At 58.9% G+C, this 12,876-nt stretch carries 12 protein-coding genes; 8 read left to right on the top strand and 4 right to left on the bottom strand.

From position 1 onward, the window contains the following. The first annotated feature begins 16 nt into the window (after positions 1–16). The 8 genes from PD282_RS18225 to PD282_RS18190 are packed head-to-tail and all read left to right on the top strand — an operon-like array spanning position 17 to position 8,435. Entirely contained in the window at positions 17–1,597 is a 1,581-nt protein-coding gene (locus PD282_RS18225) for an ABC transporter substrate-binding protein (RefSeq protein WP_274652063.1), read from the top strand. 25 nt (positions 1,598–1,622) lie between these two features. Then, positions 1,623–2,540: an ABC transporter permease gene (locus tag PD282_RS18220; protein WP_274652062.1), complete on the top strand. Its 918-nt coding sequence runs from the start codon at positions 1,623–1,625 to the stop codon at positions 2,538–2,540. A 14-nt stretch (positions 2,541–2,554) separates the two neighbouring features. Beyond that, complete coding sequence (locus PD282_RS18215; protein ID WP_274652061.1) at positions 2,555–3,406, top strand: ABC transporter permease; 852 nt, start codon at positions 2,555–2,557, stop codon at positions 3,404–3,406. Between the two features lie 12 nt (positions 3,407–3,418). Next, positions 3,419–4,666 (top strand): threonine synthase, encoded by a 1,248-nt coding sequence (locus PD282_RS18210; protein WP_274652060.1) that lies wholly within the window; start codon positions 3,419–3,421, stop codon positions 4,664–4,666. 44 nt (positions 4,667–4,710) lie between these two features. After that, positions 4,711–5,883, top strand: a complete 1,173-nt coding sequence (locus PD282_RS18205; RefSeq protein WP_274652059.1) for a M20 family metallopeptidase — start codon at positions 4,711–4,713, stop codon at positions 5,881–5,883. Then, positions 5,880–6,947, top strand: coding sequence for a serine hydrolase domain-containing protein (locus PD282_RS18200; protein ID WP_274652058.1), 1,068 nt, complete (start codon positions 5,880–5,882; stop codon positions 6,945–6,947). The genes PD282_RS18205 and PD282_RS18200 overlap by 4 nt, the downstream gene beginning before the upstream one ends. Beyond that, positions 6,937–7,320: a RidA family protein gene (locus tag PD282_RS18195; protein WP_274652057.1), complete on the top strand. Its 384-nt coding sequence runs from the start codon at positions 6,937–6,939 to the stop codon at positions 7,318–7,320. Before PD282_RS18200 ends, PD282_RS18195 begins: the two co-directional genes overlap by 11 nt. Before the next feature lie 26 nt (positions 7,321–7,346). Next, positions 7,347–8,435 carry a dipeptide epimerase gene (locus PD282_RS18190; RefSeq protein ID WP_274652056.1) on the top strand — a complete coding sequence of 363 codons (1,089 nt, stop codon included), beginning with the start codon at positions 7,347–7,349 and terminating at the stop codon, positions 8,433–8,435. Between the two features lie 340 nt (positions 8,436–8,775). Here PD282_RS18190 and PD282_RS18185 read toward each other — a convergent pair whose 3' ends face one another. Genes PD282_RS18185 through cysT form a run of 4 tightly spaced genes read right to left on the bottom strand, consistent with a single transcriptional unit; the run spans position 8,776 to position 12,580 of the window. Then, on the bottom strand, positions 8,776–9,864 hold the full coding sequence (locus tag PD282_RS18185) for a sulfate ABC transporter substrate-binding protein (RefSeq protein WP_274652055.1): 1,089 nt from the start codon (positions 9,862–9,864) through the stop codon (positions 8,776–8,778). A gap of 31 nt (positions 9,865–9,895) precedes the next feature. Beyond that, positions 9,896–10,984, bottom strand: a complete 1,089-nt coding sequence (locus tag PD282_RS18180) for an ABC transporter ATP-binding protein (protein WP_274652054.1) — start codon at positions 10,982–10,984, stop codon at positions 9,896–9,898. Further along, positions 10,974–11,783 (bottom strand): sulfate ABC transporter permease subunit, encoded by an 810-nt coding sequence (locus tag PD282_RS18175; RefSeq protein WP_274652053.1) that lies wholly within the window; start codon positions 11,781–11,783, stop codon positions 10,974–10,976. The genes PD282_RS18180 and PD282_RS18175 overlap by 11 nt, the downstream gene beginning before the upstream one ends. Beyond that, positions 11,780–12,580 (bottom strand): sulfate ABC transporter permease subunit CysT, encoded by an 801-nt coding sequence (cysT, locus tag PD282_RS18170; protein ID WP_274652052.1) that lies wholly within the window; start codon positions 12,578–12,580, stop codon positions 11,780–11,782. Before cysT ends, PD282_RS18175 begins: the two co-directional genes overlap by 4 nt. Positions 12,581–12,876 lie beyond the last annotated feature (296 nt).

Genomic DNA, 12,876 nt, shown 5'->3' with positions numbered 1-12,876 from the left:
GGGGAGGTCATTCAATATGAAAACGAAATGGTTGGTTTTGGTACTGGGGTTAGTTCTTCTTCTGTCCGCTTGCAGTTCATCGAAGGGCGGCACGGGAAGCAGCTCGCCTTCGCCATCCGGCAGCGCCGGATCGGATGCCGGCACATCCCCCTCGGCCGGCGGCTCCGCGGCCGTAGGCGAAGCTTCTCTCGTGGTCGGTCAAGACACGGACGCATCCACGCTCGATCCGCAGAAGCAGGGCAAGATGCCGGACATGAACATTCTCAGCAACATGTTCGACACGCTGGTGACGCGCGACGCCGACAACAAACTCGCACCCGCGCTGGCTACGGAGTGGAAAGCCATTGACGATCATACCTGGCAGTTCAAGCTGCGCCAAGGCGTCAAGTTCCATGACGGCGAGAGCTTCAACGCGAACGTCGTCAAATACAGCATCGACCGCTTAAAGGACCCGGCGACGGCATCTCCGATTGTCGAGCTGAACTCGGTCAAGGAAGTCGATGTTGTGGACGATTACACGGTCAACTTCGTAACGAATGCGCCCGATCCGATTCTTCCCAACAAGCTGACGCTGTTCGGCGGCGTCATGGTTCCGCCGAATTACATTAAGGAGAAAGGCGACGAATACTTCGCCAGCCATCCGGTCGGCACCGGCCCGTTCAAGTTCGTCTCCTGGACGAAGGATAACAAGGTCGAGATGGAAGCGAATGCGGATTACTGGCGCGGCGCTCCGAAAATTAAGAAGCTGACGTTCCGCATCATTCCGAACGCTGCCGACATGGTCGCCGCACTGCGGGCAGGAGAAGTCGATATTGCCGCGACGGGCATCAACGCGGACGTGGCCAATCAATTGAAAAATGACTCGAGCGTCAATATTGTGACGAGCCCTTGGATCCGCACCTTCTACATCTCGCTGAATACGTCCGAGGAGCATCTGGCCAAGAAGGAAGTCCGCCAAGCGATGAACTATGCGATCGACGTAAAGTCCATTATCGACTCGGTTCTCGGCGGCAAAGCCTCCCGTGTCTCCACGCTCATTCCGAAGCAAAATTTCGGCTATGACGCCAATATTGCGCCGTACGACTACGATCCGGCCAAAGCCAAGCAGCTTCTCGCGGACGCCGGCTATCCGAACGGCTTCACGATTTCGATGGATGCGGACAATACCAATGCGAGCTATGTCCAGATCATTGCCGCCCAGCTTGGTCAAGTGGGGATTAAGGTAAACGTCAACCTGATGGACAGCAAGACCTTCACGGCGAACATCGTCGCGGGCAAAGCATCCCCGATGTACTATCAGGGCAATACGGGCTGGACGATGGACGCACTCAGCAATTTCCAGTCTTATATTAAGAGCGACCGCAAGTACAACCGCTGGAAAAACGCCGACGCCGATAAGCTTATCGATCAGGAAGAGCAGTCGATCGATCCGCAGGTCCGCCAGCAAGCGTTCACCAAGCTGCAGCAGCTGCTGAAGGAAGAAGCGCCGTTCGTCTACCTGTATCAGCTCGACAGCTATTACGGCATGACCAAGCGCGTATCCTGGACGCCTAATTCCATCGGCTTGCTCTGGATGTACAATGCATCGGTGAACTGACGGTGTACTTCGGAGGTGGAATGAATTGATCGCTTATATTCTCCGTCGCTTGTTCTATGCGATCTTTGTGCTGTTCGGCGTGGCGACAGTCGTCTTCTTCATCACCCGACTTACAGGAGATCCGGTATCGATTATGCTGCCTCCCGATGCTACCGTGGAACAGGAGGCTCAACTGCGAGCCGCCCTGGGTCTGGATCATTCTCTGCTTGAGCAGTACGGTATTTATTTGAAGGATCTGCTTCATCTGGATTTGGGAGAGTCGCTGCGGTATCAGCAGCCGACCATTCAATTGATCGGCGAACGACTGCCGGCGACGCTTCAGCTCGCCGGTGCGTCTCTGATCTTCTCGTTAATCATCGCTATCCCCGCCGGGATCCTCTCGGCGGTGAAACGCGGCAAGGCGGCCGACAAAGGCATCATCTCTCTGGTGCTGATCGGGCAGTCGATTCCGGTGTTCTGGATGGGGATCGTGCTCGTGCTGCTCTTTGCGGTCGAGCTGCACTGGCTTCCGACCGGCGGCATCGGCGGCTGGAAGCATCTGATTTTGCCCGCCATTGCCCTCGGACTGCATCTGATGGCATTGGTGACCAAACTGCTTCGCTCGTCCCTGATCGAGACACGCGGTTCGGATTATATCCGAACCGCGCGCGCCAAGGGGCTTATGCCCGGCAAAGTCATGGCCAAGCATGCGCTTCGCAACGCATTGCTGCCCGTCATCACGGTCGTCGGCCTGGAGATCGGGTCGCTGCTCGGCGGCTCGGTCGTGACGGAGAGCGTGTTCGCCTGGCCGGGCGTCGGCCAGCTGCTCGTCCAGGCGATCTATAACCGCGATTTTCCGCTGGTGCAGGGCGCGCTTATTCTGTTGGCCGGCATTTTCGTACTGATAAATCTTCTGGTGGATATCTGCTATGTATTCGTTGATCCGCGGATCGAGCTGGAATAGGACGGTGCGGATGAATGATTAAAAAACTTTTGAAATTAAGATCCGGCGGGGCGATCGTCACGTTCTCGATGGTTATTCTTGGCCTGTTCATCATTTTGGCGATTGCCGGCCCGCTGCTTACTGTGAAGGATCCCAACGCGCAGGATTTGATGAACCGCCTGAAGCCCCCGTTCTGGCTGCAAGGCTCGGTGCACGGCCATGCGCTGGGGACGGACGATCTTGGCAGGGACATCTTGAGCCGGCTGATCGCCGGGGCGAGAGTATCGATCATGGTCGGCGTTCTGGCGGCTTGCCTGTCGGGCGTGCTCGGCACGGTCATCGGCCTGCTGTCCGGTTTTTATAAAGCGATCGATCAGATTATGATGCGTCTGGCCGACATTCAGCTGGCTTTTCCGACCATTCTGCTGGCGCTCGCGATCGTGGCGGTGCTCGGCGGCGGCATGGACAATCTGGTCTTTGTGCTCGGCGTGACCGGCTGGGTATCGTATGCGCGGGTCGTCCGCTCGCAGGTGCTCAGCATCCGAGGCAGCGACTTCGTCGTGGCGGCGCAGACGATCGGCGCGAGCGACCTGCGCGTGCTGTACCGTCATATTTTGCCGAACGTGTACGCGCCTGTCATCACAATCGGGGCGTTCCAAATCGCATCGGCGATTATCGCGGAATCGTCGCTCAGCTTCCTGGGACTCGGCGTTCCGATCGATATTCCGAGCTGGGGAAACATGCTGAGCGGCGGCCAGCTGTACATGACCAGCGCCTGGTGGATCTCGGTGCTGCCTGGACTGTGCATTCTGCTGGTCGTGCTCTCCATCAACATTATCGGGGACGCGCTGCGCGATTATTTGGATCCCAAATCAAGGCTGGGCTAGGGGGCAATCGAGTTGAAATGGTCATATGCCACGCATTACGTGTGCGACGATTGTTCGGCCTCGTTCGAAATGCGCCGGGCGCTCAATACATGCCCGGCCTGCGGCGGGCTGCTGGAAGTTCAATATGACTTGGACGCGATGAAGGCGGAGCTGAAACCGGAGCTTTTCGACGGCCGGGAAGGCTCCATGTGGCGATGGCACGAGTTTTATCCGCTGCGCAGCGGCGACCATGTCATCAGTCTGGGCGAGGGAGGCACGCCGCTGGTCCGGTCGATACACGCCGGGCCGCTGCTCGGCTTGTCCCAATTGTACTTTAAGAACGACACGCTGATGCCGACGGGGAGCTTCAAGGACCGCGGCTTCAGTCTGGCCGTCAGCTTCGCCAAGGAATTGGGCATAACCGAGGGCTTGACGTACAGCTCGGGCAATGCCGGCTCCTCGTTCGCGGCGTATGGCTCGCGTGCGGGCATCCGGACGACCGTTTTGGTGGAGTATTTGGCCAATCCGGTCAAACGGTCGATGATCTCCCTCTACGGCGCCCGGACGGCGATTTTGCATTTTCGTGAAATGAACGAGATTACCTCGATGCTTGAGCGTGGCGTCCGGGAGCTGGGACTGTACCAGTTCGTCAACTTCATCAATCCCGTCCGCCACGAGGCGATGAAGAGCTATGCGTATGAGCTTTCGCAGCAGTTCGGCTGGGAAGCGCCAGACGTCGTGGTTCAGCCGGTCGGCACCGGCGGCGGCATATGGGGCGCGTGGAAAGGATTCCGCGAATTGAAGGAGCTGGGCTGGATAAGCTCGCTGCCCCGGATGGTCGCCGTGCAGCCGGAGGCGACGGGACCGATCGTGCGCGCGTTCCGGCAAGGCTTGACCTCGGCCGGAAGCTACGGCGATTCGACACGGACTATCGCGCAAAGCATGGCGGGCAATTCGCCGATTCAAGGCGGCCGGCGCGTGCTGAAAGCGATGTACGACTCGCACGGATTCGGGGAGCTGGTCACGGACGAGCAGATTCTCGAAGCGATGGCCTGGCTGGGCCGTGAAGGCATTTCGGCGGAGCCGGCCTCGGCGGCCACGCTCGCAGCCGTCGCGATTGCCGTTCGGGAAGGGCGCATCGCGCCGGACGAGCGCATCGTGTGCGTCATTACGGGAAGCGCGCTGAAGCAGCCGTCGGCAATTGAGAAGGCAGCTGCCGGGACTTCGCTACAATTAAATGCGAATTTCGAGGAGCTCTCGCGTCTGCTGGCCTCTCTTTAATCGGCGGCGTACGCGATAACCTTTCGATTGAAAGGAGGTCTTGCATGATGACGGAATCTCGCGGCCGGACGGTGCAGCGGCTGATGGCGTGCATCGCCCTGCCAAGTCCGACCCCGCCTGGAGAAGTCGGGGCGGTTGCGGACTGGATCGAGGAATGGGCAATTTCGTTCGGCGCACGGGTGGAGCGCCAGGAGGTGGAGCCGGACAAGGACAACGTGCTCGCAACAATGGACTTCGGACCGGGGCCGACGCTGGTGTTCAACTCCCATATGGATGTCAACAATCCGGCAGGACAAGTATGGCAGCATCCTCCGTTCGAGCCGTTCTTGACCGAGGACCGGCTGTACGGTCTCGGAGCCTGCGACGCCAAAGGCAGCCTGGTCGCCATGCTGTGCGCGATGGAGCGGCTGGCGGAGCGGCGCGAGGGACTCGGCGGGAAGCTGACGCTGACTGCCGTCATGGGCGAAGAAGCCGGCGGGATCGGCAGCTTCCATCTGGTCCGTCAAGGCATTCAGGCGGACGGGGCCGTTGTCGGCGAGCCGACGGGGCTGCAGGTCGCCGTGGCGCACAAAGGCACTTATATGCGAAAAATTGCGTTTCGCGGGCGAGCGGTCCATTCCGGCAGCGCGCACCTGGGCATCAACGCCATTCACCATGCGGCACTGTTCTGCGTGGAGTGCGAAGCGCTAAACCGTCGACTGGCCGAGGCGCCCCACCCGCTGCTCGGTCCGGCTACCGCGGCCGTCACGATGATCAGCGGCGGTACGCGGCAAAACACCATTCCCGGCCGGGCTGAGCTGATTGTCGACCGCCGGCTTCTTCCCGGCGAGACGCATGCCAAAGCGGACGAGGAGCTGGCCGCGATCCTGTCGGAGCTCAAGCGGCGGGTGCCGGAGCTTGACGTCGAGCCGGTCGAGGTGATTGTCGCCACCATCCCGTCGCAGACGCAGGAGGGAGCGGCCATTCTGCCGGCTGCGCTGGCCGCAGCCGACGAGGTGCTGGGCGGGGAGCGGCATCCGGCCGGCTTCAGCGCCGGCTGCGACATGAGCAAGCTGGCGGAGCTGGCCGGCATTCCCACGATCATCGTCGGACCCGGAAGCTTGACGGAAGCCCACGCGCCGGACGAATTCGTAGACCTGGATCAGCTGGACAAGGCGGTTTGCATCTATGAGCGGATCGCACGCAAATTTCTGACCGGGAAGGAGGGGACGTCGTGAGCCGTTTAAAGCAGTTCTTGCAGCAAGAGAGGGAGAACAAAGCATTTTCCGGCGCCGCCTACATCTACGGAAGCGCAGACGGCATCAGCAGCCAGGGGGTCGTCGGCACGCTGTCCTGGGAAGGCCCCGAGGCTGCATTCGATTCGATGTGGGATCTGGCGTCCGTCACCAAGCCAATCGTCGCATTGGCTTTAATGAAGCTGTTCGACAGCGGCGAATGCTACCTGGATCAGCCGATCTCCGATTTTTTGCCCGCTTATCAAGGAACGGACAAGCAGGATCTGTCGCTCCTTCAGCTGTTGACGCATACGAGCGGCATCCCCGGGCAGCAGCCGTTGTACCTTCATGCGGACACGAAGGAGAAGATGCTGGCCGCGATTCGGGGACTGCCCCTGCGCCATGCGCCGGGGACGTTCGTCGAATATTCTTCCCAGGGCTTCATTATTGTCGGTCTGGTCATTGAAGCGATCGCAGGCAAGCCGCTGGACGCCGCCATGCGCGAATTGGTGTTCGAGCCCTTGGGGCTGGACAGCATGACGTTTAATCCGCCGCCCGAATGGCGCGAGCGGATTGCCGCGACCGAGGCGTGCCCGTGGCGGGGCGTTACGGTGCAAGGCCAGGTTCACGACGAGAACGCGGTCGTGCTCGGCGGTGTCGGCGGGCATGCCGGTCTGTTCTCCAATCTGGAGGATTTGGCGAAGATCGCGCAGATGATGTTAAGGCTCGGAGACACAGCGCGCGGACGTTATCTGTCGACCGCCGCAGTCGAGCGCATGACCCGTAATGTTACCGCCGATCTGAATTTGGCGCGCGCGCTGGGCTGGCAGGCGAAGGATGAGCATCACTCGCCGGCGGGCGATTTGTTCTCTTCCCGCTCCTACGGGCACACGGGATTTACCGGCACCAGCCTGTGGATGGACCCGGAGGCGGGCCTGTTCGCCGCACTGCTTACCAATCGTGTACATCCGGATCGCCGCAATGACCGGATCAAGCGCGTCCGGGCGATTGCTCACAACCTGATCTATATGGACTACACACAAGGAGAATCAGCTGATGAAAATTGAAATCGTAACCGATAAAGCTCCCATGCCTGCAGGCTCTTATTCCCAAGGCATCAAAATAGGCAACCGTATCTATGTCGCCGGCCAAGGCCCCAAAAACGCGGCGAACGGCGAAATGCCCGAGACGATCGAAGAGCAGACGCGCCAGGTATTGACCAACATCCGCTACATTCTCGAGGAAGGCGGCGCGACGCTGAACGATGTGGTAAAGGTCACGGCGCATTTGGCCGACATGAGCGATTTTGATAAATACAACAAAGTGTATCACGAATTTTTCAAGCAGCCGTTCCCGGTCCGGACGACCGTCGGCAGCGTGCTGGACCACATTCTGGTGGAGATCGACGTCATTGCGGAAGTCAGTTCCGCATCCGAATAAATCGTCCGATGAAGGTGGTTGAAAGCATGCGAATCAGCAGCATCGTCGTCCGGAAAATCGCGGTGCCGCTCCGTAAGCCGTTTAAAACGGCGCTGCGGACGGTGCATACGGCCGAATCGGCGATCGTAAGGATCGAGACGGCCTGCGGCCGAAGCGGTTGGGGAGAAGCGCCCCCGACGATGGCGATCACCGGGGAAAGTCTGGCCAGCATCGAAGCCTTCATCCTCGGCATCGCTCCCGCCCTGACCGGCGAGCCGGTGCTCGAATTCGAACGGCTGCTTCCGCGGATTCACGGTGCGGCGGCGGGCAACGGCAGCGCGAAAGCCGCTCTCGACATGGCACTGCACGACTTGATCGCGCAGCACTACGGCGTGCCGCTCTATGTGTGGCTGGGCGGCTGCCGGAGCGAGCTGGAGACGGATTATACGGTAAGCGTGGGTGATCCGCGGGACATGGGCGACGATGCGGCCGAGTATGCGGATCTCGGATTTTCCGCCCTGAAGCTCAAGGTCGGTCTGGGCGGCGCAGACCTGGATCTGGCGCGCATCCGGGAGGTTCGCGCGCGGGTCGGTCCGCACCTCAAGCTGCGTCTGGACGCCAACCAAGGCTGGGAGCCGAAGACGGCGATCCGGATCATCCGCAAAATCGAGGACGAAGGGCTGAACGTCGAATGGGTCGAGCAGCCGGTGAAGGCCCGGGATATTGAAGGACTCCGGCAGGTTACGGAAGCTGTCGATACCGACATTATGGCGGACGAGAGCGTATTTACCCCCCGAGATGCGCTGGAGGTGCTGCAGCGCCGGGCCTGCGACGCCATCAACATTAAGCTCATGAAGGCGGGCGGCGTGCAGCGAGCGGCGGTGATCAGCCGGATGGCGGAAGCCTGCGGCGTGCCCTGCATGATCGGCAGCATGATGGAGACGCGAATCGGCATTACGGCGGCGGCTCATTTGGCGGCCGGGCTCCGGCATATCACGCACGTCGACCTGGACGCTCCGCTCATGATGGCGGCCGATGCCGTTATCGGCGGCGTCGTTTACGATGCCTGCCGCATGCGGCTTGGCGACGAGCCCGGATTGGGTATTCGCGGGCTCGCATCCGGATTTGAGACGTAAGCCGCTTCGATGTGAAGCGCAAGACGGCGATTCAGTGCGGCCGAGCCATGTATGCCGGCCTGACGAAGCTGATCTTGACATGATAAGCTCCCCTTATGGTAGACAGGTGAAATAACAAACACCTGGTTACTGTAAGAGGAGTATTTTTATGCCCAAAAAAATGTATACCGCTTCAGAAGTTGGCAATCATACCGTGTGGTGGTATTAATGCTCCATAACAAAGTAAACGGCCTCAGTCCCCTGGATTTCAGGACGAAGGCCGCTTAAATCGCTATTTGTACGGTCTACTTGACGGGGCAGCTCAACATCGGTCCCTATCGGCAGAACGTTCCGAACCATTTTAATTGCCGGCAACGACCTGATCCCAGATGCCGCCGTCCCCGTAGAGCTCGGTATTGACCTTGTCCCAGCCGCCCAAGTAACCGGTATCGAACAAACCGGCCGGCTGTTTGTATTTATCCGCGTAGCTGCTCTGCACCTCCGGAAGGACGGAACGGAAACCGTGGACGGCGAATATTTTCTGCGCTTCGGGCGTCCACAGGAAGTTCAAGAACGCTTCGGCGACGTCGCGCGTGCCGTGCTTATCGACAACTTTATCGACGACGGCGGCCGGATTTTCGATGGCCGTCGTATATTTCGGCGTGATCGCCTCGTACTTCTTCCCCGAATCGATGCGGCTCAGCAGCTCGTTCTCATACGTAATGATGACGTCGCCGATGCCGTTGTCGAACGTGGACATCGACGCTTCGCCGCTTTTGTCGAGCGCCTTGACGTTTTTGTAAATGCCGGCAAGCAGCGCCTTGGCCTGCGCCGGATCCTGTTTGCCGCCTTGTTCCTCGGATAATTTGAGCCCCGCTCCGTAAATGGCGTTCACATCCCAGCGGGCGCCGCCGGACGACTTCGGATCGGGAATGAGCACCTGTACGCCGGGCTTTTCCAAATCCGCCCAGTCGTGTATTCCTTTCGGGTTGCCGCTGCGCACGCCGAATACCGCGATGGAGTCCGTAATCATGCCGCCGTGAGGAGCGCTTTTCCAATCGTGCGTGATCAGCCCGGCCTTGACGATTTTGTCGATATCGCCTTCCAGCGAAAGGGCGGCAATGTCGGCTTCGAAGCCGTTCGTAATATTACGGGCCTGGGATCCCGAGCCTTGATAGGATTCTTTGAATTCCACCTTCTGGCCCGTTTTGTCCTGCCATTCTTTCTGAAAGAGAGGGAAAATCGCCTCGAATTCGTCTTTAATCGTGGAGTAGCCCCCGATGGTGAGGGTTACCGTTCCGGCCCCTTTCGTTGAATTTCCGCTTCCCGCCGGGTTTGATCCCGATCCGGATGGAGAGCCTCCGCTGCCCGACGACCCACACCCCGAAAGTACCGCAGCGGTAAGCAGCAGCGTTAACCCCAAAACATAGAAGCCATTTCTCTTTTTCATGTGCTCCCTCTCCTTATCGTTCGGTCGATGGTTAAATATGAACAGGCATCGGATCTTCCAAAGCGCGGTTTTCCAATACGCGTGTTTCCTCCGTTGTAAAAAGCAGCAGCTGGTGCACCAGCACATTGACGCGGTCTCCGGTTTCGAACGGCCGCTCGCTCATCGGCTGGTAGGCGAACCATTTCGCCCCGGCGTCCAGTTCCATTTCCAGATACCACGAATCGCCGCGAAAATGAACGTGCATTACCGTTCCGGTTTGGCCTGCCGCTTTCAGATGCTGCGTCCGTTCCGGTCTGACCGTAATCGATTCCGGGCGGATCAAGACGCTGACGCCGTCCCGCCATTCGCCGCCGTCCCGAAAGGCTTCCAGCTCCGGGAAGCCGGTGAGCGGGAGGGGAGTCGGCTGTTTGTTGGATTCGCCGACGAAGGAAGCGACAAAGGCCGATGCCGGCTCGTTATAAATTTGCCAAGGCGAGCCCTGCTGCTCGATTTGCCCGTTCTGGACAATGATCAAATCGTCCGCAACCTCGATGGCCTCGTCCTGGTCGTGCGTTACGAAAATGGTCGTGATGCCGAATTCGCTGATCAGCCTGCGCAGCCACAGCCGCAGCGATTTGCGGACTTTCGCGTCGATTGCCGCAAACGGCTCGTCTAGCAGCAGCAGACGGGGCTCCGGGGCGAGCGCCCGGGCGAAAGCGACACGCTGGCGCTGGCCGCCGGAAAGCTGATGCGGGAGCTTATGTTCGGTGCCTTCCAGCTCCATCAGCTTCAGCAGCTCCAACACCCGGCTTTTGATCGCGTCGCGGCCGTATTTTTTCACCCGGAGCCCGTAAGCGATGTTGTCGAAGACGCTCATATGCTTGAACAGCGCATAGTTCTGGAAGACGAATCCGATCCCGCGCTCCTGGACGGGAATGGGGTTCGCCAATTTGCCGTCCAAATAAATTTCGCCCGCCGTCGGCGTTTCAAGCCCGGCGATCATGCGCAGAATGGAGGTTTTTCCGCCGCCGCTCGGTCCGAGCAGCCCGACCAGGTCTCCTTTTTCAATCTCAAAGCTGACCTGCTTGATCGCGTGGAACGAGCCGAACCGTTTCTCCAAATTTCGCGCTTCAATGTACATGTCCGCCGACTTCCTTTCTAAGTTTGATCCATTCCAGCGCCAGCAGTACGGCAACCGAAGCAAGAGCGAGAAGCAGCGCCATGCTGTTCGCCGCGATTTCATTGAAATCGGTGGAATCCTGGTAGACCAGCGTTGTGGCGGTTTGCGTCTGGTTCATAATATTGCCGGAAACGACCAGCACCGCGCCGAATTCGCCGATGGACCGGGCGGCCGTCAGCACCAGGCCGTAACCGACCGCTCCGCGGATCGCGGGCCATGTGATCCGGAAAAACGTTCGGACCGGGCCGGCGCCAAGCGTGGCGGAAGCTTCCTCCTGGCTCGTTCCCAGTTCGCTTAAGACCGGTACCAGCTCCCGAATCATGAAGGGAAAGGTCACGAATACGGTCGCCATCACCATGCCCGGCAGCGCGAAGACGATCTTGAAGCCGTTCTGCTCGAAGAATGCGCCGAGCAACGTGTTCGGGCCGAACAGCAGAATGATCATGAGGCCGCCGATGATCGGCGAAACCGCAAAGGGCAGGTCGAGCACCGCATTGACAAACGGGCGGATCCATTTCGCAATCCAGGTGCCTCTGGCGATTTCCAGCGAAAGCAGAAGACCGATGACCGTATTCAGCACCAGCACGATCGCGGTGATGATTCCCGTAACGGCCAAAGCATGAAGCGCCTCGGGGCGGCCGAGCGACTGTATAAAGGGGCCGAAGCCGCCCTCGAACGCGCCGATGACGATACTCGCGAAAGGAAGAATAAGGATGACGAAAAACAGCAGTACGGTGACGGTTATAAAAAGCTTCCTCACAGCTGGGTCCCTCTTTTCTTCTGCACGGCGTTGACGGTCCACAATACGGCAAAAGACAGCGTCAGCAGCAGAACGGACACGGCCGCCGCTCCCTGAGTGTTGTAATTCTCGATTTCCGTATAAATAAACACCGAGGCGACCTGCGTTTTTCCCGGCAGATTGCCCGAGATCATCGAGATGGCGCCGAATTCCGCCAGCGCCCGCGAGAAGACGAGCATGCTGCCGGCTATAATGCCGGGAGCGACGGAAGGAAGCAAAACGTTAAAAAACGTAAACAATTTCCCGGCGCCGAGCGTGTAGCTGGCCTGCTCCTCGAATGAATCGAATTGTTCGAGCAGCGGCTGGACGGTTCGAATGACGAAGGGGAGCGTAATAAACACCATCCCGATCACAATGGACGTCTCGTTGTACAGCAAATGAACGCCCGCATACTCGAGCCAAACGCCGAGCGGGCTGCTTGGGCCGAGCAAGGTGAGCAGCATAAGTCCCGAGACGGCGGTGGGCAGCGCGAACGGAAGGTCCACAAGGCTGCTCAGCAGCCGGCGTCCGGGAAACCGGTACCGCACGAGAACAAATGCGCTCAGCGTACCGATAACCGCCTGAATGACGGTGGTGACGATGCTTAGCTTGACGGTAAGAACAACCGCTTTCCAGGCGATTGCGCCGGATATTTCGTTCCAGAACGGCTGCCATCCGAGCGAGAAGCCTTTGGCGTAAACGGCCGAAATCGGCAGTACGACAAGGATAAGCAGATAGCCGATCAGGACGGAACGGAATGCTGCGCGAACGGGCTGCATGGCCATCAACACCTCATATCCAACCAAACACACCAGATAAGTTGGAATTAAATTTGATCTTGAATATACCAAGCGGTACAAGCTGTTGTCAATAATAAATATTGATTCCGTTCATAAATTTCAATGATAAAATGCGAAAGATGTATTGACCTTCGATTGGCGATCATGCTAAGATTCAAAAAAAAGTTAACAGGTAGGAAAAATTGGGATAGACAAATCGGCTGCTTCATGACAACTGTACACTGGGTCAACCGGACAACTGGAGACTTCTCGAACGCGCACAACTTGGGAACTGT

It is taken from the genome of Paenibacillus humicola, assembly GCF_028826105.1.
Taxonomy (GTDB): domain Bacteria; phylum Bacillota; class Bacilli; order Paenibacillales; family Paenibacillaceae; genus Paenibacillus_Z; species Paenibacillus_Z humicola.
The sequence above is the reverse complement of the archived record's forward strand: the minus strand, read 5'-3'. Positions and strand labels throughout refer to the sequence as shown.